The sequence below is a fragment of the Rubrivivax soli genome (assembly GCF_049810355.1).
In the GTDB taxonomy this organism is placed as follows: Bacteria; Pseudomonadota; Gammaproteobacteria; order Burkholderiales; family Burkholderiaceae_C; genus Rubrivivax.
In genome coordinates, this window is the sequence record NZ_CP187368.1 from 2,542,659 (window position 1) to 2,562,245 (window position 19,587).

16 protein-coding genes are annotated in these 19,587 nt (G+C 72.1%); 10 read left to right on the top strand and 6 right to left on the bottom strand.

The window, feature by feature from the left end:
- Nucleotides 1–4 precede the first annotated feature (4 nt).
- Genes ACPOLB_RS11450 through ACPOLB_RS11460 form a run of 3 tightly spaced genes read right to left on the bottom strand, consistent with a single transcriptional unit; the run spans nt 5 to nt 7,013 of the window.
- Nucleotides 5–4,090 (bottom strand): PAS domain S-box protein, encoded by a 4,086-nt coding sequence (locus ACPOLB_RS11450; protein WP_425261491.1) that lies wholly within the window; start codon nt 4,088–4,090, stop codon nt 5–7.
- Nucleotides 4,087–5,109 carry a diguanylate cyclase domain-containing protein gene (locus ACPOLB_RS11455; RefSeq protein WP_425261492.1) on the bottom strand — a complete coding sequence of 341 codons (1,023 nt, stop codon included), beginning with the start codon at nt 5,107–5,109 and terminating at the stop codon, nt 4,087–4,089. The genes ACPOLB_RS11450 and ACPOLB_RS11455 overlap by 4 nt, the downstream gene beginning before the upstream one ends.
- 20 nt (nt 5,110–5,129) lie before the next feature.
- Nucleotides 5,130–7,013 (bottom strand): response regulator, encoded by a 1,884-nt coding sequence (locus tag ACPOLB_RS11460; RefSeq protein WP_425261493.1) that lies wholly within the window; start codon nt 7,011–7,013, stop codon nt 5,130–5,132.
- A gap of 192 nt (nt 7,014–7,205) precedes the next feature.
- Between ACPOLB_RS11460 and ureG the strand changes: the two genes are divergently transcribed.
- From ureG to ACPOLB_RS11475, 3 genes are all read left to right on the top strand, one after another.
- A complete protein-coding gene (gene ureG / locus ACPOLB_RS11465) occupies nt 7,206–7,853 on the top strand; it encodes an urease accessory protein UreG (RefSeq protein ID WP_425261494.1) in 648 nt (215 codons plus the stop codon).
- A 30-nt stretch (nt 7,854–7,883) separates the two neighbouring features.
- Entirely contained in the window at nt 7,884–8,852 is a 969-nt protein-coding gene (gene corA / locus ACPOLB_RS11470) for a magnesium/cobalt transporter CorA (RefSeq protein WP_425261495.1), read from the top strand.
- Nucleotides 8,853–8,997: 145 nt separating this feature from the next.
- Nucleotides 8,998–9,852 carry a DUF4394 domain-containing protein gene (locus ACPOLB_RS11475; protein ID WP_425261496.1) on the top strand — a complete coding sequence of 285 codons (855 nt, stop codon included), beginning with the start codon at nt 8,998–9,000 and terminating at the stop codon, nt 9,850–9,852.
- Between the two features lie 34 nt (nt 9,853–9,886).
- Here the strand turns inward: ACPOLB_RS11475 and ACPOLB_RS11480 are convergent, their stop codons facing one another.
- From ACPOLB_RS11480 to ACPOLB_RS11490, 3 genes are all read right to left on the bottom strand, one after another.
- A complete protein-coding gene (locus tag ACPOLB_RS11480) occupies nt 9,887–10,624 on the bottom strand; it encodes a hypothetical protein (protein ID WP_425261497.1) in 738 nt (245 codons plus the stop codon).
- Nucleotides 10,625–10,631: 7 nt separating this feature from the next.
- Nucleotides 10,632–10,874 (bottom strand): hypothetical protein, encoded by a 243-nt coding sequence (locus ACPOLB_RS11485; RefSeq protein WP_425261498.1) that lies wholly within the window; start codon nt 10,872–10,874, stop codon nt 10,632–10,634.
- Nucleotides 10,875–10,972: 98 nt separating this feature from the next.
- The gene (locus ACPOLB_RS11490; RefSeq protein WP_425261499.1) at nt 10,973–11,677 is read right to left on the bottom strand and encodes a TetR/AcrR family transcriptional regulator; all 705 of its coding nucleotides are present in this window, start codon (nt 11,675–11,677) and stop codon (nt 10,973–10,975) included.
- A gap of 174 nt (nt 11,678–11,851) precedes the next feature.
- Between ACPOLB_RS11490 and ACPOLB_RS11495 the strand changes: the two genes are divergently transcribed.
- The 7 genes from ACPOLB_RS11495 to ACPOLB_RS11525 are packed head-to-tail and all read left to right on the top strand — an operon-like array spanning nt 11,852 to nt 19,569.
- Nucleotides 11,852–12,718: a fumarylacetoacetate hydrolase family protein gene (locus ACPOLB_RS11495; RefSeq protein WP_425261500.1), complete on the top strand. Its 867-nt coding sequence runs from the start codon at nt 11,852–11,854 to the stop codon at nt 12,716–12,718.
- 7 nt (nt 12,719–12,725) lie between these two features.
- Nucleotides 12,726–13,520, top strand: coding sequence for an alpha/beta fold hydrolase (locus tag ACPOLB_RS11500; protein ID WP_425261501.1), 795 nt, complete (start codon nt 12,726–12,728; stop codon nt 13,518–13,520).
- 4 nt (nt 13,521–13,524) lie between these two features.
- The gene (locus ACPOLB_RS11505) at nt 13,525–14,835 is read left to right on the top strand and encodes an amidohydrolase family protein (RefSeq protein ID WP_425261502.1); all 1,311 of its coding nucleotides are present in this window, start codon (nt 13,525–13,527) and stop codon (nt 14,833–14,835) included.
- Nucleotides 14,832–16,151, top strand: coding sequence for an amidohydrolase family protein (locus tag ACPOLB_RS11510; RefSeq protein ID WP_425261503.1), 1,320 nt, complete (start codon nt 14,832–14,834; stop codon nt 16,149–16,151). Before ACPOLB_RS11505 ends, ACPOLB_RS11510 begins: the two co-directional genes overlap by 4 nt.
- A 10-nt stretch (nt 16,152–16,161) precedes the next feature.
- Nucleotides 16,162–17,112, top strand: coding sequence for a branched-chain amino acid ABC transporter permease (locus ACPOLB_RS11515; protein ID WP_425261504.1), 951 nt, complete (start codon nt 16,162–16,164; stop codon nt 17,110–17,112).
- 58 nt (nt 17,113–17,170) lie between these two features.
- Nucleotides 17,171–18,319, top strand: coding sequence for a branched-chain amino acid ABC transporter permease (locus ACPOLB_RS11520; RefSeq protein WP_425261505.1), 1,149 nt, complete (start codon nt 17,171–17,173; stop codon nt 18,317–18,319).
- Complete coding sequence (locus ACPOLB_RS11525) at nt 18,316–19,569, top strand: ABC transporter substrate-binding protein (protein ID WP_425261506.1); 1,254 nt, start codon at nt 18,316–18,318, stop codon at nt 19,567–19,569. The genes ACPOLB_RS11520 and ACPOLB_RS11525 overlap by 4 nt, the downstream gene beginning before the upstream one ends.
- Nucleotides 19,570–19,587: the final 18 nt, after the last annotated feature.

The following is a 19,587-nucleotide window of genomic DNA, read 5'->3' on the forward strand; positions in this document are numbered from 1 at the left end:
GCGTTCACGCCGGGGTGGCGGCCAGCGGGGCCAGCACGCGGGCGACCGCGCCGAAGTCCAGGTCGTCCATCTGCGTGCGCAAAGCGGCATGGGCACTGCGCCCGAGCCGCCGCCGCAGCGCCGGACCGAGTTCGGCGAAACACTGCAGCGCGCCGAGGTCGCTGGCCTGCAGCTGCGCCAGCAGCGCCCGCAGTGCCTGCACGTCCAGCACCGGCTCGGCCGACCCGGCCTGCGGCTCGGGCTCGTCCTCGCGCTGCTCCAGGACGGGCTGCGCCGCCTGCTGCAGCGCGGCCAGCTGCTGCACCAGCGGCTGCACCAGCGCGGCCAGCGCCGCCGCCGATGCGCGCTCGCCGCGCTCGATGCGCAGGCAGGCGGCCTCGGCCGCGGCCGCCTGCGCTTCCAGGGCCTTGGCGCCCAGGGTGCCGGCCGTGCCCTTCAGGCGGTGCAGCCGCGCCGCCAGCGCCTGCGCGGCCTGCGCCACGGCGGCGTCGTCGCCATCGGGCTGCGGCAGGGTCCCCAGGTCCGCGAAGTCGGCCAGCATGCGGCGCAGCAGCCCGAGGAACAGCGCAGCGTCCTGCCCCATGCGGCGGCCGGCGTCGGCGGCATCGATGCCCGCGATCTGCGGCCAGGGCACGGCAGGCGCAGCCGGCGTGCCCCGTGCGGCGGGCAGCGTGGCGCCAAGCGCGACATGGCGGCGGATGCACGCCACCAGCGCCTGCGGGTCGAACGGCTTGCCGACGACGTCGTTCATGCCGGCGGCGGCGGCACGTGCCTGCTCGCCGACGGTGACGCCGGCGGTCAGCGCGATCACCGGCAGCCGCTTCAGGCCGAGGCCGCTGCGGATGCGCCGCGTCGCGTCGTGGCCGTCGAGCACCGGCATCTGCACGTCCATCAGCACCACGTCCACCGCGTCGGGTGTCGCCAGCAGGCGGTCCACGGCCTGCTGGCCGTTGCGCGCCAGGGTCACGGCCGCACCTTCCAGCCGCAGGATGCGGCGCGCCACCTCGAGGTTGATGTCGCTGTCGTCCACCACCAGCACACGCACGCCGGTCAGTCCGGGCCCGCCGTCGGCGGGCAGCGCATCCACCACCGGCAGCACGGTGTCGCTGCACAGCGGGAACGGCAGCTCGACGCGGAACACGCTGCCCTTGCCCGGCGTGCTGCTGACGCCGACCTCGCCGCCCATCAGCTCGCTGAGCTGCTTGACGATGGACAGTCCCAGGCCGGTGCCGCCGTAGCGGCGCGTGGTGGAGGTGTCGGCCTGCACGAAGGGCTGGAACAGGCGCTCCAGCGCATCGGCGGCGATGCCGATGCCGCTGTCGCGCACGCTGCAGCGCAGCCGCACGGCGCCGGGCGTCGCGTCCACCACCTGCACCTGCAGCCGCACGCTGCCACGCTCGGTGAACTTGATGGCGTTGCTGAGCAGGTTGGTCAGCACCTGGCGCAGCCGTGTCGGATCGCCTTCCAGCGCCGGCGGCAGCCGCTCGTCGATGTCGACGCCGAAGTCGATGCCCTTGGCGTCGGCCTGCACCGCCATCAGCTCGGCCACCTCGTGCAGCAGCGCCGCCGGCGCGAACGGCGCGCGTTCGATCTGCATCTCTGCGGCCTCGATCTTCGACAGGTCGAGCACGTCGTTGATGTTCGACAGCAGGGACTTGCTCGCGAGCTTGATCTTGGCCACGAAGCCGGCCTGCTCGTCGTCGAGCGGGCTGCGTTCGAGCAGGTAGGTCAGGCCGATGACGGCGTTCATCGGCGTGCGGATCTCGTGGCTCATGTTGGCCAGGAACTGGCTCTTGGCGCGGTTGGCCTGGTTGGCGCGCTCCATCGCCTCGCGCAGCGTCAGCTCGTACTGCTGGCGCGCGCTGATGTCGTGCGCCACGCCCAGGTAGCCGAGCAGCTCGCCGTCGTCGTCGCGCACTTCCGTGACGACCAGCGACACCGGCAGGCGGCGGCCGTCGCGCCGGACGTACGACCACTCGGCCGAGTCGCCCAGCACGCGCGTGTCCACCAGGGTCGCCAGGCCGTCGATCCTGCGGTCGCCGTCGGCGCACAGCGCGGCCGCCCGCGCCTGCAGCTCGGCGGGGTCGTGGAACTGCAGCAGGTTGGCGCGGCCGATGACCTCGTCCGCGTCATGCCCGAGCAGGTTCTCCGCGCCGCGGTTGAAGATGCTGACCGTGCCGTCGGGTTGGGTGGCGATGATGGCCACCTGCGTCGCCGCGTCCAGCACCGAGCGCAGCTTGGCCAGCGTGCGGCGCAGCTCGAGCTCGGCCCGGCGGCGCTCGGAGATGTCGGCGCGGATCGACACCAGCTTCTCGATCTGCCCGTCGGCACCGATGAAGGGCACGATGATGCTGTCGGCCCAGTACAGCGAGCCGTCCTTGGCGTGGTGGCAGATCTCGCCGCGCCAGGCGTGGCCGGCGGTCACGCGGTCGCGCACGGCCTGCCAGTGCGCCTGGCCCTGCACGCCGGCTTCCAGCGTGAACAGGTCGCGGCCCACCAGGTCCTCGACCTCGTGTCCGGTGACGCGGCAGAAGCCCTCGTTGACCTCGCGCACGGTGCCGTCGGCATCGGCCACCGCGACGATGGCGAAGCGGTGCAGGGTCTGCAGCAGCGCCGTGTTGTCGCGCAGCGCGCTGTCCAGCCGCGCCGTGCGGTCGGCGACCTGCTGCTCCAGGCTGGCGTTCAGGTCGGCCAGGGCCTGCCGGTCCCGCTGGGCCTGGCGCATGTCGCGCACGGTCTTGGACATGCCCACGCACTGGCCGGACGCGTCCAGGATGGGCGCCGCGGTCAGCGAGACGGCGATCAGGCTGCCGTCGTGCGTGCGCCGCGTGGTGTCGAAGGGCGGCACGCGGCGGCCGGCGGCGATGGCCGCGCGCAGCTCGTCGTCCTCGTGCATGCGCTCCGGCGGCAGCAGCAGCGACGCCATCGTGCAGCCGAGCGCCGACGCCGCGCCGTAGCCGAACAGGCGCTCGGCGCCGCCGTTCCACTCGGTGATCACGCCGTCCAGCGTGGCGCCGATGATGGCGTCTTCGGACCCTTCGACGATGGCGGCGCGGCGCGCCTTCTCGATGCGCTCGCGCTGCGTGCGGCTGGCACCCTGCACCAGCAGGTACGTCAGCATCGCCAGCAGCGCCGACACGCCGGCCACGGCCAGGCCCGTGTGCACCGGGTCCTGCAGGCCCAGCCCGGCCGCGAAGGCCGGCGTGGCCTGCAGTTCGGCGCGCCAGCGCCGGCCGTAGACCGGGAAGTCGATGCTGCGCCGCGGCGCGCCCGGCAGGGTCTCGGCACCGGCGGTGTCGCGCCGCGTGTAGAAGTCCGGCGAACGCGGGTCGTCGAGGTCCCGCAGCTGCAGCTTGTAGCCGCCGCCGTCGCGGTGCAGGCCCTGCAGCACGTCTTCGATGAGCAGCGGCGCGTAGGTCCAGCCCAGGCCCGCCGCGATGCGGCCGGCCTCGTCCCGCGGCTGCGAACCGGCGGGGTAGATGGGCAGCATCAGCAGGAACGCGCGCTGCACCTGGCCCACCACCTGCACGAGCGTGATCGGCCCCGACAGCGTGGCCGAGCCGGTGCGCAGCGCGGTCTGCGAGGCCTGCATGCGGTTGGCCTCGGAGGCGACATCCAGGCCCACGGCCGGTCCGTTGCGCTCCAGGGGCTCGATGTGCGTGATGACGCGCAGCTCGCCGTCGTGCGGGCGCACCTGCTGCACCTGGAAGTCGGGGATGCCCTGGCGCCGCACCATCGCCACGAAGGCACTGCGCTCGTCGGCCGGCACGCGCCAGATCACGCCGAAGCCGTGCGCGCCCGGGAACTCGCGGTCGAGGTCGCGGCTGCGGTGGTAGGCCCGCACCTGCTCGCGCCGCACCGCGCGGCCGCCGGCAGCCAGCACGGCCCCGCGCAGCGCACGCAGGCCGGCCTCGTAGTGGCCCATGCGTTCGGTGATCTCGCTCGTGACCTGGCCGGCCACCGCCTCGAAGCGCTGCTGCAGCAGCGCCTGGTTGTACCGGTGCTGCCAGGCCGCAGCGGCAGCGGCCAGCAGCAGGCCGGCCAGCAGCGTGCCCAGGCCGACCCACTCGGGCAGCGCGGGCCGCCTCATCGCACGCCCGCCGGCGGCGGGGCCATGTTCAGCGCCGGCTGCGCCAGCGCGGGCGCATCGGCGTCGCCGATGTCCAGCCACCAGGTCTGGGCGCGGCCGGCGCGCTTGGCGGCGTACAGCGCGGCGTCGGCCGCGCGCAGCAGTTCGGTCTCGGCCAGCGGCTCCAGCCCCATCATGCGCGACTGGGGCGATGCCTCCGCCCAGCAGCGGCTGTCGCGGCCGTAGGTGCCGATGCCGATGCTGGCCGTGACCTGACGGGCCGTCGGCGATGCCGCGTGCGCGATGTCCAGCATGGCCACGTTGGACTGCGCGCGCGCGGCCACCAGCGCGGCGCCGGGCAGTTCGGTCTGCGGCAGCAGGATCGCGAATTCCTCGCCCCCGTAGCGCGCGACCAGGTCGCCGGGCCGCAACGTAGCCGCCGACAAGGCCTGCGCCACGTCGCGCAGGCAGGCATCGCCCGCGGGATGGCCGTAGTGGTCGTTGAAGCGCTTGAAGTGGTCGATGTCGAGCAGCAGCAGGCTCAGGGGTTCGCCGTCGCGGCGGCAGCGCCGCCACTCCCGCTGGAACGCGACGTCCAGGCTGCGGCGGTTGCGCAGGCCGGTCAGTGCGTCGGTGCCGGCCACCACGCGCAGCTCGTCGGTCAGCGCCTTCATGCGCAGCTGGGTGCGCACGCGTGCCAGCAGCAGCTGCTCGCTGATGGGCTTGGCGATGAAGTCGGCGGCACCGGACTCCAGGCCCTGCAGCTCGTGCTCGGCGTCGGCGTGGGCGGTGACGAAGATCACGGCCACCTCCGACAGCGTGGGATCGGCCTTCATCAGCGCACACAGCTCGTAGCCGCTGGTGCCGCCGAGTTCGCCGTCCAGCAGCACCAGGTCGGGCGGGGAGGCGTGCATCTGGCGCAGCGCCTCGTCGGCATTGGTGGCGAACCGCAGCCGGCCCAGCCCGGCCAGCATGCGGGCGAGCAGACGGATCATGCCGGGGTCGTCGTCGACGAGGAGCAGTTGGGGTTCGTGGTGCATGGTGGATTCGCCGGGAAGGATCAGGCGGCAGGCAGCCTGATGCTGAAGCTGCTGCCGGTGCCGGCCGCGGACACGACGCGCAGGTCGCCGCCCATGGCCAGCACCAGCTGCCGCGTGATGACGAGGCCGAGGCCCGTGCCGGGGATGTTCGAACGCTCGCGACCGAGGCGGTTGAAGGGCTCGAACAGCGCGTCCTGCTGCTGCGCGTCCATGCCCAGCCCGTCGTCCTGGACGGTGATGCGCAGGCGGCCGGCGTCGGGCGCGACGTCCAGCGTGACCCTGCCGCCGCGGCGGTTGTACTTGATGGCGTTGGAGACCAGGTTGGTCAGGCACTGGTGCAGGCGGCGGCCATCGGCGCGCACGCGCAGCGGCGTCACGGGCGCGGGCAGGGCCGCCAGCTGCACGCCTGCCTGCTGCGCCAGCGGCTCCAGCGCCTGCAGCACTCCGGCCACGCAGGCCGCCAGGTCGACGTCGGCCAGCGTCAGCTGCAGCGCGCCGCTCTCGTGGCGTGCGAACTCGCGCAGGTCCTCCAGCAGCCGCTCCAGGCGCCGCGCGCCATGGCCGACCTGCTCCAGGCTGGCGGCGGCCGCCTCGGGCACCGACGGGCCCAGTTGCCGCCGCAGCAGCTGGGCGAAGCCGAGCACCGCGTGCAGCGGGTTGCCCATCTCGTGGGCGATGACGCCGAGCATGCGCGTCTTGGCCTGGCTGGTGGCTTCGGCCGCGGCACGGGCGCGCAGCGCGGCCTCCAGCCGTTCGCGGTCGCTCGTGTCGCGCAGCACCAGCGTGGTCAGCCTGCCGCCGCTGTCGACCACCGTCGAGGCCGTGGCCTCGGCGGGCAGCTGCTGGCCGTCCGGGCGCGTCACCAGCAGGCGCAGCGGCGCCTGGCCGGCCTGCGCCAGCAGCGCGGCCGGCTCGGGCAGCAGCTCCGACAGCGACATCGCCACGAGCGCGCCGGCCGGGCGCGCGAACAAGCGCTCGGCGGCGGCGTTGGCGAAGACCACCTGCAGCCCGTCGTCGCAGCTGAGGACGGCGTCGGAAGCCGTGCGCACCGCGTCGGCCAGTCGCGCATCGGCCAGCCTGCGCCAGCGCTCGCGCACGGCCCGCAGCTCGGCGTCGGTGCGGCGCTTGAGTTCCAGCAGGTTGCGCACCCGCGCCCGCAGCACCGGGGCCGCGTACGGCTTGCTGATGAAGTCCGCGGCCCCCAGGTCCAGCGCGCGCGTCTCGCAGGCCGCGTCGTCGTAGCGCGTCACGAAGACGACGGGCACCGTGTGCAGCGTGGCGTGGCCCTTCAGCGCCTGGCAGACCTCGAAGCCGTCCAGGCCCGGCATGTGCGCGTCGAGCACCACCAGGTCGGGCTGGATGTCCTGCGCGCGCTGGAGCGCGGCGTCGCCCTCGGTGACGAAGTGCACCGTCCCCAGGTCCTGCAGCGCCGTGCCCAGCAGGTGCACGGCCGCCACGTCGTCGTCGACGATCAGCAACGCGGGCCTGCGGGCGGCCGGCACAGGCGCGGCAGGCGCTGCCAGGCGTGGCCGCCGGCGCAGCTGGGCACGCACGCGCGCACGGAAGGTGTCGGGCACCAGGGGCTTGGTCACGAAGTCGGCCACGCCCTGCTCGATCGCCTCCAGTTCCAGCGCGCTGGGCTCCTGGGCCGTGGCCATGATGACCGGCACCTCGCACAGCAGCGGGTCGCGCCGCAGCGCCGCGCACACGGCCAGGCCGTCGAGCCCGGGCATCCTGGCGTCCAGCACGATCAGGTCGGGCGGCAGTGCCCGCGCCAGCCGCAGCGCCTCGGCACCGGAGGCCGCGAACCGCAGGTTCGTGTACTCGGGCAGCATGCGGCGCATCGCATGGATGGCAGCCGGATCGTCGTCCACGAGCAGCAGCTGAGCGTCGATGGCATTCATTGCGACTTCATTGTTTATAGCGATTTTGCACTATTGAATGAAGTTGCAATCAATTTTCCTGGGTCAGAAGCGCCCGGTGTGAGAACTTTTCGTCAGTTCCCACCCAAAATTGATCGTGATGATCTTCGCCAGCGCAGGTGTGGCGCGCTGCCCGGGGCTCGGGGCCGACCGGCTTCGGGCATCATTCCCGCCATGAACACCGCGCTGCACCACATCCCCGGACGCACCAAGAAACTGCCGCCGCTGCGCGTGGGCGTGGGCGGGCCGGTGGGCTCGGGCAAGACGACGCTGGTCGAGATGCTGTGCAAGACGATGCGCGAGCGCTGGGACCTGGTGGTCGTGACCAACGACATCTACACCAAGGAGGACCAGCGCCTGCTCACGGTGGCCGGCGCGCTGGCGCCCGAGCGCATCATGGGCGTGGAGACCGGCGGCTGCCCGCACACCGCGATCCGCGAGGACGCGTCGATCAACCTGGAGGCGGTGGACCGCATGCTGGCCGCCTTCCCCGACGCCGACATCGTCTTCATCGAGAGCGGCGGCGACAACCTGGCCGCCACCTTCAGCCCCGAGCTCAGCGACCTGACGCTGTACGTGATCGACGTCGCCGCGGGCGAGAAGATCCCGCGCAAGGGCGGCCCCGGCATCACGAAGAGCGACCTCTTCGTCATCAACAAGACCGACCTGGCGCCCCACGTGGGCGCCGACCTCGGCGTGATGGCCGCCGACACGCAGCGCATGCGCGGCGCCAGGCCCTTCGTGATGACGAACCTGAAGACCCGCAGCGGCCTGGACGAGGTGGTCGCGTTCATCGAGCGCAAGGGCCTGCTGCACGCCTGAGGCGCCGGCGACGCCCCCCGGCCCGCTGCCATGCTCGTCAACTGCGTCGTCTACCGCCAGGGCCTGAAGGTGGCCGACATCGGCCTGGACGGGATCGGCGCGCACCTGGGCCAGCCCGACACCTTCGTCTGGGTCGCGCTGCGCAACGCCGGCGACGAGGAGCTCGCCGTGGTGCAGCAGGCTTTCGGCCTGCACGAACTGGCGGTGGAGGACGCCCGCCACGGCCACCAGCGGCCGAAGATCGAAGAGTACGGCGACATGGTGTTCACGGTGGTGCACCTGGTCGAGTACGGCCCCACCGACCAGCTCGCGGTGGGCGAGGTCGCGATCTTCGTCGGCCCCAACTACGTGGTCTCGGTGCGCAACCGCAGCAGCCAGGGATTCCTGGGCGTGCGCGAACGCTGCGAACGCGAACCGCACCTGCTGCGCCAGGGCGCGGGCTTCGTGTTCTACGCGCTGATGGACGCGGTGGTGGACCGCTACTTCCCCTTCGTCGATGCGCTGGAGAGCGAGATCGAGAGCATCGAGGAACAGATCTTCGAGCCCGGCGCGGCACGCAGCAACATCCAGCAGCTCTACGACGTGAAGCGGCGGCTGATGGTGCTGCGCCACGCGGTGGTGCCGCTGCTGGACGCCGCCGGCAAGCTGCACGGCGGCCGCGTGCCGCAGGTCTGCGTGGCGACGCAGGACTACTTCCGCGACGTCGTCGACCACCTGCAGCGCATCAACGGCACGCTCGATACCCTGCGCGACACCATCGGCACCGCGATCCAGGTCAACCTGAGCATGGTCGCCATCGAGGAGAGCGAGACCACCAAGCGCCTGGCGGCCTGGGCCGGCATCTTCGCGGTCGCGACCGCCTTCGTCGGCATCTGGGGCATGAACTTCACGCACATGCCCGAACTGCACTGGACCTACGGCTACCCGCTCGCGCTGGGCGTCATCACCGGGGTCTGCGTGCTGATGTACCGGCGCTTCCGCAGGTCGGGCTGGCTCTGAGGCCTGCGGCGGCGCGACCCGCCCCGGAGCCGTGCGGTACGCCACGGACACGGCCCGGCGGCGCGCTGCACACTTGAGTCAGGTCAAGTTCGGCGCCACGACGCCGAAACCCAGGGAGTCTCCGTCCTCGAAGAGCTGCTTTCCCATGCGTTGCCCCACCTCTGCCCGTTCCGCCCTGGCCCTGGTCGCCGCCGCCCTCGTGGCCGGCTGCGCCAGCCTGTCCGAACCCGTCGGCCCGCCGCGCAAGGAGACGCTGCTGGCCGTCACCGACGCCGGCGAGCTGATCCGCGTGAATGCCGGGCAGCCGCAGCGCGTGCTGTCGCGCCAGGCGCTGCAGGGCCTGCCGGCCGGCGAGACGCTGGCGGGCATCGACTTCCGCGTCGCGCGCGGGGTGCTCTACGCCCTGTCGTCCGGCGGCCGCCTGTACACGCTGGACGCCACCAGCGCCGCACTGAAACCGGTGGGCTCGGCGCCCGCCATCGCCCTGCCCGGCCGCGTGCACGGCGTCGACTTCAACCCGGTGGCCGACCGCGTGCGCGTGGTGGGCGACGGCGGCCTGAACCTGCGCCTGCACCCCGACACCGGCGCCCTGGCCGCCACCGACCCGGCGCTGCAGTACGCCGCGGGCGATGCGGCTGCGGGGCAACCGCCGCGCGTGGCCGGCGCCGGCTACACGTACAACAAGAAGGACGACAAGCGCACCACCAACTACGCCATCGACCTGGCGCGCGGCACGCTGGTGACGCAGGGCACGCACGAAGACGCGGTGCCGGCCGTGTCGCCCAACACCGGGCAGCTGTTCACCGTGGGCGCGCTGGGCACCGGCGCGCTGGAGAACGCGTCGTTCGACATCGCCGACACCGACAACACCGCGCTGGCCGCGGTGCAGCGCGCCGGCCACACGCGGCTGGTGCTGGTGAACCTGGCCACCGGCCGCGCCACCGACCTGGGCCGGCTGGCCGACGGCCGCGGCGTGCGCGGCATCGCCATCGAGCCCTGAACCGGCACGGCCCAGGCCGGCCGCGGCCGGGCCGTCAGCGCTGCGACCCGCCGCGCAGCCAGCGCGCGAGCATGTTGCGCAGCAGGCCCCAGCAGTTGCCCAGGGTCAGCGGCACCATGCAGAACAGCGTGTCGCCCTCGGCATGGCCGGGGTTGCGCTGCAGGAAGTACTGCACGTGCGGGTCGGTCAGCACCACGCCGTGCAGCGTGGCCGCCAGCGGCAGCAGCCGCTTCTGCGGCACGCGCTGCACGATGCCGTCGCCCTGCCAGCTGCTGCCGTACTTGCGGCGCCCGTACTCCGACATGAAGCGCGACTCCCACCCCGGCGTGGGCACGTCGTGGCGCGGCCAGAACACCGGCCAGTTGCGCGGCAGCAGCAGGTAGCCGCGCGCGCTGCCGCTGTCGAAGGCCCAGAGCTTGTGCTTGAGCGGGTGGTCGAGCCAGGTGCGCAGCGTGCGCCGCAGGCCCACGCGCTGCAGCAGGTTCTGGCCGCGGTAGCGCGGGTCGAGCACCGTGTGCGAGGTGAAGGTGACGACCGTGCGCCTGCCCTCGAACGTGAGCAGGTCTTCCTCGATCGCGGCCATGCCCACCAGCTGCCGGCCCGGCCGCGCGCGCAGCAGCGCCAGGTGCTGCACGGCCTTCAGCCGCCGTTCGACGTAGCCGCGGTCGGCGGCGTAGAAGCGGCTGGTGAGGCGCCAGATCTCGTCCCAGCCGCGCACGTCGATGCTGGAGACCGGCACGATGCGGACCGAGGCGCGCGGCGGGGTCAGCATGCGGGGGTCAGCGGCCCGGCGCACTGGCGGGGGCGGGTGCGCTCAGGATCACCGCCGTGCGGCCGCCCACGCAGTCCTGCGTCTGTGCCGCGGTGCAGGGCGGCGGACTGGCCGGCAGCGCACGCGGGCCGTGCACGCCGCCGGGGCGCTCCAGCAGCATCCACACCACCGTCAGCGCGGTGGTCACGGCCAGCAGCCCGATCAGCAGCTTGCGCCGGCGCGAGAAGCCGGGAAAGGCGTCGGCGCTCATGCAGCGTGGCGGATCGCGGGGTGGCAGCGCATCGGCCGATTGTCCTGCAGCGGCGGGCCACGGCGCGCCCCGGAACGCATTGCCCGTCGCGAGAACGTTCAGGACTTCGCGGCAGCGCGGCGACGGGCCGGCCGCGTGGCCGCTCCAGCCGGTGCAGCCGGCGCCAGCGGCGCCGCCTCGCGCAGCGCCGCGTCGATCAGCGCGTCGGCCATCCACAGCGCGGTGCGCTCCACCTCGCGGTCGGCCAGGCCCCAGATGTCCTTCAGGATGACGTAGGGCTCGATGCCGTACACCACCGACAGCGCGCGGTGCAGCCGGTCGCGCACGGCCGGCGTGAGCTGCGGCGCCAGCGGCGCGATGGCGTGCTCGAGGATGCGCACGCGGTGGCCGCGCCTGTAGGGCTCTTCCTCCAGCAGCCCGGCGCGTTCGAGCGCCCACTGCTCCAGCGACAGCTGCGCGGCGGCGCGCAGCTGCGGCTCGAACTCCTTGAAGCGCGGGAAGGTCTGCTGGAACAGCTCGTGCACGCGCGCACGGCCGTCGGGCAGGTCGGACGCAAGCGAGCGCACCGGACCCAGGCTGCTGTCGATGACGGCCGTGATGAGCGCGCTGCGGCTGGGGAAGTAGCGGTAGGCCGTGGCGCGCGAGACCCGGGAGCGCACCGCCACCTCGGCCACCGACGGGATGTGCCCGTCCTGGCGGATCAGGTCCATCGCGGTGCCCAGCAGCAGCTTGAAGGTGGCCGCCTTGACGCCGCGTTCGGGCGGCACCGGCGGCTCGCTGAGTTTGTGTTTCAGGCGCGCCATGCGGGTTTGTCCGGTCTTCTGCTGCCGCGTTTGCTGTTGATCCCCGTCAATTGTCGCCCGTATGATGCGCCCATCCCGATTTGAGACGCAAGTCTCAGAAGGGGGCAACGATCTCGCGGCAGCCCGGGGACTTTCCCGCAGCCGACCGCCGGACACCACCGGAGACAAGCAACGATGCGCATCGCCAGCTGGCGCTGGGGTGGCCGTGACCATGTGGGCACGGTCTCGCCCTGCGGCCGCGAGGTCACGCCGCTGGCGTGTGCCGACGCGGGCCGCGGCGCGCTGGCGCTGATCGAGGCGCTGGCGCGCGGCGAGCCGCTGCCGCGCCCCAGCGGCACGCGGCTGCCGGTGGATGCCATCACGCTGCGTGCCCCGCTGCCGCGGCCGCTGCGCCACCTGTTCTGCGTCGGCCGCAACTACCGCGCGCACGCCGCCGAGCTGGCCACCACCGTGTTCTCGGGCAGCCTGCCGGCGCAGGACGCCTGGCCCATCGTGTTCGCCAAGTTCGCCGACTGCGTGGTCGGCCCGCACGACACGGTGCGGCTGCCGGGGCGGCAGGTCAGCGAGCAGATCGACTACGAGAGCGAGCTGGCCGTGGTCATCGGCCGCGGCGGGCGCGACATCCCGCGTTCCCGTGCGATGGACCACGTGTTCGGCTACACGGTGGTCAACGACGTCAGCGCGCGCGACGTGCAGGTGCGCCACAACCAGTGGGACCTGGGCAAGAGCTTCGACACCTTCTGCCCGATGGGTCCGTGGATCGTGACCGCCGACGAGCTGGACGGCCGCGACACCCGCGTGCGCGGCTGGGTCAACGGGGAGCTGCGCCAGGACGGGCGCACGCGCGACATGCTCTTCGACCTGCCGACGCTGATCGAGACCTGCTCGCGCGGCATCACGCTGCACCCGGGCGACGTCATCGCCACCGGCACGCCGGCCGGCGTCGGCATGGGCATGAACCCGCCGCAGTGGCTGCGGCACGGCGACGTGGTGCGCGTCGAGATCGACGGCATCGGCGCCATCGAGAACCGCTTCCAGTGAGCACGCGATGGCTCTGCACCTGATCGAACGCATCGCGGTGGACGACGACGGCGACGGCGACGTGGTCGTGTGCCTGCACGGCCTGGGCGGCAGCAGCAACACCTTCACGCCGCTGATGCCGGCGCTGGCGCGCCACCGCGTGCTGCGCATCGACCTGCCGGGCAGCGGCCGCTCGCAGCACGCCGAAGGCGCGCTGTCGATCGCGCGCTTCGTCGACGCGGTGCAGTCGGTGTGCACGCGGCTGGGCGTGGCGCGCGCGCACGTGGTCGGCCACTCGCTGGGCACCATCGTCGCGCAGCACTTGGCGCTGGCGGCACCGAAGCTGGTGCGCAGCCTGGCGCTGTTCGGGCCGCTGATCGCGCCGCCCGACAGCGCCCGCACGGCGATCCGCGCGCGCGCCGCGCTGGCCCGCAGCGGCGCGGCCGGCATGCACGAGATCACGGCCGCGCTGCTGAACGCCTCGGTCTCGGCCGACACGCGGCAGCACCAGCCGGTGGCGGTGGCCTTCGTGCGCGAAAGCCTGCTGCGCCAGGACGGCGAGGCCTACGCGCGCAGCTGCGAGGCGCTGGCCGACGCGCAGCCGGCGGCGGTGGACCGCATCGCCTGCCCGGTGCTGCTGGTCACCGGCGACGACGACGTGGTCGCGCCCCCGCAGGCCGTGCGTGCGATGGCCGAGAAGCTGCACGGCGCGCGCGGCGTGCGTGTGCAGGTGCTGCCGCGCTGCGGCCACTGGACGCCCGTGGAGCGGGCCGACGCCTGCCAGCAGGCGCTGCGCGAATTCCTCGCCGGGCAAAGGAACTGATGCGATGAGCGACGTCCTCTTCACCAACGTGCGCATCTTCGACGGCGGCGGCGAAGCCCCGTTCACCGGCGACGTGCTGGTGCAGGGCAACCGCATCAGCCGCGTCGTCAAGACCGGCTACGGCCAGCGCTCGCAGCCGGTGGCCGGCGCCACCGTCATCGACGGCGGCGGCGCCTTCCTGATGCCGGGCATGGTGGAGGCGCACACGCACTTCAGCTGGAACGACCAGCCCAGCCTCGACGCCATCCAGCGCATGCCGCCGGAGGAACACATCCTGTGGTGCGCCCAGGTCGCCGAGCGCTACCTCGACATGGGCTGGACCAGCTGCGTCGGCGCCGCCGCCGCCAAGCCGCGGCTGGACGTGGTGATCCGCAACGCGATCAACGACGGCACCATCGTCGGCCCGCGCTACCTGGCCGCCAGCCAGGAGATCACCGTGCCCGGCGGCCTGGGCGACACCACGCAGCCGCACCTGCCGCAGCCCGAGTTCGCGTTCGGCGCGGTGGTCAGCGGCGCCGAGGAGATGCGCCGCTGCGTGCGCATGTTCGCCAAGTACGGCGTCGACACGCTGAAGATCAACCTCAGCGGCGAGTCCATCACCGGCATGTCGTCGGAGATGAGCCAGTTCACCGAGGACGAGATCCGCACCTGCGTGCAGGAGTCCAAGGCCTGGGGCAAGCGCGTCGCGGCGCACGCACGGTCCACCTGGGCCGTGAAGCAGTGCGTGCGGCTGGGCATCGAGGTCGTCTACCACGCCAGCTTCTGCGACGAGGAAGCGCTGGACCTGCTGGAGGCGCACAAGTTCGACCACTTCGTGGCACCGGGCCTGGCCTGGCTGATCCGCACCGTCAACAACGCCAGCGAGTACGGCCTGACGCGCGAGGTCGTCACGAAGATGGGCTACCCGCACGAGCTGGAACACGCCATCGAGAGCATGAAGGCGCTGCGCCGCCGCGGTGTGCGCATCCTGCCCGGCGGCGACTACGGCTTCGCCTGGACCCCGCACGGCACCAACGCACGCGACCTGCAGTACTTCGTCGAACACCTGGGCATGAGCACGATGGAGGCGCTGCTGTCGGCCACGGCCTGGGGCGGGCCGATGATGAAGATGGGCAAGCAGCTCGGCTACATCCGCGAAGGCTGCCTGGCCGACATCCTGCTGATCGACGGCGACCCGCTGGCCGACATCACGGTGCTGCAGGACAAGGCGCGCATCCTGGCGGTGATGAAGGACGGCGCCTTCCACCGCGCACCGCCGCTGCGCGGCGCGCGCGTCGGCACCACGCCGGGCAACACGACGCGGTGGGCCGCATGAACACCGACATCCTGTTCACCAACGTGCGCATCCTCGACGGCAGCGGGGCGCTGCCCTATGCCGGCAGCGTGCTGGTCTCGGGCAACCGCATCCGCCAGGTCGGGCGCAGCACCGCGGCCATCTCGCCGGCGGGCGCCACCGTGATCGACGGCGCCGGCGCCACGCTGATGCCGGGCCTGTGCGAGGCGCACACGCACTTCAGCTGGAACGACGCCGCCACGCTGGCGGGCATCCAGACCATGCCGCTGGAAGAGCACGTGCTGTGGTGCGCCAAGGTGGCCAAGCGCTATCTGCAGGCCGGCTGGACCAGCTGCGTCGGCGCCGCCTGCGCCAAGCCGCGGCTCGACGTGGTGATCCGCAACGCCATCAACGCCGGCCAGATCCCCGGCCCGCGGTACCTTGCCGCCAGCCAGGAGATCACCGTGCCCGGCGGCCTGGGCGACGAGACGCTGCCGCACCTGCCCTTCCCCGAGTTCAGCTTCGGCGTCAACGTCAACGGCGCCGACGACATGCGGCGCGAGGTGCGGCGCTTCCTGAAGTACGGCGTCGACTCGATCAAGCTCAACCTCTCGGGCGACAACTTCACGCCGCAGAGCCCGGCCGACACCACCTGGATGACCGACGCCGAGGTCGCCGCGGCGATGCAGGAAGTGAAGATGCGCGGCAAGCGCGGCGTGGCGCACGCCCGCTCGGCCGCCAGCGTGAAGCAGGCGCTGCGCCACGGCATCGAGATCATCTACCACGCCAGCTACACCGACACCGAGACGCTGGACCTGCTGGAAGCCGCGAAGGACACCGTCTTCGTGGCCCCCGGCATCGCCATCCTGTACGCGCTGCTGAACGAGGCCGAGCCCTGGGGCATCACGCGCGCGCAGGCCACCGAGATGGGCTACCAGCACGAGTGGGACGCGGCGCTCGAATCGCTGAGCAAGATGCACAAGCGCGGCATCCGCGTGCTGCCCGGCGGCGACTACGGCTTCGCCTTCACGCCGCACTGCAACAACGCGCGCGACCTGGAGTTCTTCGTCAGGTACCTGGGCATGACGCCGATGGAGGCCATCCGCTCGGCCACGCTGTACGGCGGCCAGATCATGATGCGCCCGCACGAACTGGGCCTCGTGAAGGACGGCTACCTCGCCGACCTGCTGCTGGTGGACGGCGACCCGCTCGCCAACCTGGCGATCCTGCGCGACCCGAAGCGCCTGCTGGCGGTGATGAAGGACGGCGTGTTCGCGAAGGCGCCGCCGCTGGCCGCGGGCTTCGACCGCCTGCCGCCCGACACCGCGGCGCAGCGCGCCTGGGGGCGCGCGGCATGAGGAGCACGCCGTGAAGCGCACCCGCGCACAACTGGCCGCGTGGCTGCTGATCGGCGGCCCGATCCTGGTCTTCTCGCTGTGGGCGATGGTCGACAACACGCGGCTGTACTTCGTCACCATGCTCAACGGGCTGACGCTGGCCTCGCTGTACTTCATCGTCGCCAGCGGCTTCACGCTGGTGTTCGGGCTGATGCGCAACGTCAACCTCGCGCACGGCTCGCTGTACCTGCTGGGCGGCTACGTCGGCTACGTGGTGGCCGCGCACACCGGCTGGTGGGTGCTGGCGCTGGCCGCGGGCTTCGCCGCGGCGGCGGTGGCCGGGCTGCTGATGCAGTGGCTGATCCTGCGCCACATGCAGGGCCAGGACCTGCGGCAGACGATGGTGACGATCGGCCTGTCCATCGTGGTCGCCGACATCCTGCTGTGGATCTTCACCGGGCAGGTCTACCAGATGGAGGCGCCCGAATGGCTGCAGGGCCCCATCCGCGGCCTGCCGCTGATCAACGCCTACGGCGCCTTCCGGCTCAGCCTGCTGGGCTTCGGCATCGCGATCGGCCTGTTCCTGTGGTGGCTGCTGGCGCGCACGCGCATCGGCATGATGATCCGCGCCGGCGTCGACGACCGCGGGATGCTGGCGGCCAGCGGCGTCAACGTGAACCTGGTGTTCGCGCTGACCTTCGCGCTGGGGGCGGGGCTGGCCGGCTTCGGCGGCGTCATCGGCGCGGTGGAGCTGTCGATGGTGCCCGGCGAAGACACGCGGCTGCTGCTGGCGAGCCTGATCGTCGTCATCGTCGGCGGCATGGGCAGCGTGCCGGGTGCGGCCATCGGCGCGGCCATCCTGGGCCTGGCCGAAACCTACGGGCTGGCCTACGCGCCCACCTACAGCGTGGTGTTCACGTTCGTGATCCTGATCCTGGTGCTGGCCTTCCGGCCGCGCGGAATCATGGGGAAGCAGGCATGAGCGCGCCGGGCCGCTCCCAAGCGCTCATCCCGCAGCACGCAGTGCGAAGGGTCATCCAATGAGCGCGGCGAAGTGGCGCAACGCGATGCGCAGCGGCGCGGCACCGGTGCCACGCCGGCAGCCCCGGTCCGCGCAGCCGCTGCAGGCCGCGCCGGCACGGGCCCCCGACCCCTACGCCGACAGCGCCGCGCCGCCGTGGCTGAAGTGGATGTGGCGCAGCCTGCAGCCGCACCACGTGTTCCTGAGCGTGGCGCTGCTGCTGTTCCCGTTCGTCGCCACACCCTTCTTCACCTTCCAGGTGGCGGCGCAGTCGCTGGTGCTGGGGCTGGTGGCGCTGTCGCTGAGCTTCCTGGCCGGCTACGGCGGCATGGTCTCGCTGGCGCAGATGACGGTGGCCGGCATTGCCGGCTACGCGCTGGCGGTGCTGGGCACCAGCAGCAGCGCCGAGATCAGCCTGGGATGGCCGTGGTGGCTGGCGGTGCCGTTCGCGCTGCTGATCGCGGTGCTGTGCGCGACGCTGATCGGCTGGCTCTCGGTGCGCACCGAAGGCATCTACACGATCATGATCACGCTGGCCATCGGCGTGGCCTTCTACTACCTGGTGCTGCAGAACTACAGCATCTTCAACGGTTTCCAGGGGCTGCGCGAGATCCAGGCGCCCACCGTCTTCGGCATCGGCTGGCGCGAGCCGGTGCCCTTCTACTACCTGTGCCTGTTCTGGGCCGTGGCCGGCTACGCGCTGGTGCGCTACGTGGTGCGCGCGCCCTTCGGCGTGGCGCTGCAGGGCATCCGCGACAACCCGCGGCGCATGGCGGCGCTCGGCTTCCACGTGGTGGCGCACCGCGTCGCGGCCTACGCGCTGTCGGGGCTGATCGCGGCCATCGGCGGCGTGCTGCTGGCCTGGTACAACGCGATGATGACCCCGGGCTCGGTGGGCACCGGCTGGCTCATCAACATCCTCGTCATCGCCGTGCTCGGCGGCGTGCGCCACCCGGTCGGCGCCTTCCTCGGTGCGCTGGTCTTCGTGCTGCTGCAGACCTTCGCCATCGACGTCATCGACCGCGAGCGCTTCAACCTCGTCATCGGCGGCATCTTCCTCGCCATCGTGCTGTTTTCCCCCGACGGCCTGCTCGGACTGTGGGCGAAGCTTCGCTCCCGCTTCGGCCCGAACCAGACCCTGACCACACCACCAAGGAGACAAGCGTGAAAGTGACCAAGAGACTCTGGGTTCGTTCGATGCTGAGCGCGGCGGCTGCCACCGCGCTGATGGGCGGCGCCTGGGCGCAGGGCCAGCCGGTGAAGATCGGCCTGCTCGCCACGCTGGAAGGCCCGTTCGCGGCCGGCGGTGCCGACGGCATGCGCGGCGCAGAACTGGCGGTGAAGCAGCGCGGCGGGGTCGTGGCCGGACGCAAGATCGAACTCATCAAGGCCAGCTCCGACGCCAAGCCCGACGTGGCCGTCAACGCCACGCGCAAGCTGGTCGAGCAGGACAAGGTCGACATCATGGTCGGCCCGCTGTCGGGCGGCGAAGGCATCGCCGTCAAGGACTACTCGAAGACGCAGCCGCAGGTGACCTTCATCAACGGCGCCTCGGGCGCGCAGGCCACCACGCTGACCAGCCCCAGCCCCAACTTCTTCCGCTTCAACACCGAAGGCGCGCAGTGGATGGTGGGCCTGGGCAAGGCGGCCATGGACAAGGGCTACAAGCGCGTGATGGTGATCGCCGAGGACTACGCGTTCCCGTACAGCCAGGTGCAGGGCTTCATGGCCGAGTTCTGCCGGCTCGGCGGCAAGGTGCCCACCAAGGCCTGGGTGCCGCTGGGCGGCAAGGACTACTCGTCGGTGATCGCGCGCATCCCGAAGGACGTCGATGCGCTGCTGGTGGTGCTGGGCGGCGCCGACGCGGTGAACTTCCTGACGCAGTACGAGAACGCCGGCGGCGACAAGCCGATGCTCGGCGGCAGCATCACCGTGAGCCAGGACGTGCTGAACTACAAGGGCAAGCGCCGCGACTCGCTGGTGGGCACGCTCTCGGCCGGCCCGGTGGCCGACAGCTACGACGGCGCCGACTGGAAGGCGTTTGTCGCCGACTACCAGAAGAACTATCCGGTCTCGGCCGGCGGCTTCCCCAGCCCCAGCCTGTTCGCCTACGTGTACTACATGAACATGAAGGCGGCGCTGGACGGGCTGGCGGCGGTGAACGGCGACCTCTCCGGCGGCCAGGCCAAGTACCGCGAGGCGCTGCAGAAGATGGTGCTGAAGACGCCCACGGGCGACGTGCGCCTGGACGCCAACCGCCAGGCCATCGGCACCACCTTCGTCACCGAAGTCGTGAAGGACGCGCAAGGCAACCTGACGACCAAGGTCGCGCGCAAGGTCGACAACGTGGAGCAGACGCTGGGCATGAAGAAGGAGGAGTTCCAGATCGGCTCGCGCGACGTGCCCAGTTGTCCTTGAGCCCCCACGCTCCCTTCG

What these genes read in the sequence shown, in the direction of transcription:
- ACPOLB_RS11500 (WP_425261501.1), top strand. Translation starts at nt 12,726, where the DNA reads ATGGCTCTGCACCTGATCGAACGCATCGCGGTGGACGACGACGGCGAC.
- ACPOLB_RS11490 (WP_425261499.1), bottom strand. Translation starts at nt 11,677, where the DNA reads ATGGCGCGCCTGAAACACAAACTCAGCGAGCCGCCGGTGCCGCCCGAA.
- ACPOLB_RS11475 (WP_425261496.1), top strand. Translation starts at nt 8,998, where the DNA reads ATGCGTTGCCCCACCTCTGCCCGTTCCGCCCTGGCCCTGGTCGCCGCC.
- ACPOLB_RS11510 (WP_425261503.1), top strand. Translation starts at nt 14,832, where the DNA reads ATGAACACCGACATCCTGTTCACCAACGTGCGCATCCTCGACGGCAGC.
- corA (WP_425261495.1), top strand. Translation starts at nt 7,884, where the DNA reads ATGCTCGTCAACTGCGTCGTCTACCGCCAGGGCCTGAAGGTGGCCGAC.
- ACPOLB_RS11460 (WP_425261493.1), bottom strand. Translation starts at nt 7,013, where the DNA reads ATGAATGCCATCGACGCTCAGCTGCTGCTCGTGGACGACGATCCGGCT.
- ACPOLB_RS11455 (WP_425261492.1), bottom strand. Translation starts at nt 5,109, where the DNA reads ATGCACCACGAACCCCAACTGCTCCTCGTCGACGACGACCCCGGCATG.
- ACPOLB_RS11520 (WP_425261505.1), top strand. Translation starts at nt 17,171, where the DNA reads ATGAGCGCGGCGAAGTGGCGCAACGCGATGCGCAGCGGCGCGGCACCG.
- ACPOLB_RS11480 (WP_425261497.1), bottom strand. Translation starts at nt 10,624, where the DNA reads ATGCTGACCCCGCCGCGCGCCTCGGTCCGCATCGTGCCGGTCTCCAGC.
- ureG (WP_425261494.1), top strand. Translation starts at nt 7,206, where the DNA reads ATGAACACCGCGCTGCACCACATCCCCGGACGCACCAAGAAACTGCCG.
- ACPOLB_RS11505 (WP_425261502.1), top strand. Translation starts at nt 13,525, where the DNA reads ATGAGCGACGTCCTCTTCACCAACGTGCGCATCTTCGACGGCGGCGGC.
- ACPOLB_RS11485 (WP_425261498.1), bottom strand. Translation starts at nt 10,874, where the DNA reads ATGAGCGCCGACGCCTTTCCCGGCTTCTCGCGCCGGCGCAAGCTGCTG.
- ACPOLB_RS11495 (WP_425261500.1), top strand. Translation starts at nt 11,852, where the DNA reads ATGCGCATCGCCAGCTGGCGCTGGGGTGGCCGTGACCATGTGGGCACG.
- ACPOLB_RS11450 (WP_425261491.1), bottom strand. Translation starts at nt 4,090, where the DNA reads ATGAGGCGGCCCGCGCTGCCCGAGTGGGTCGGCCTGGGCACGCTGCTG.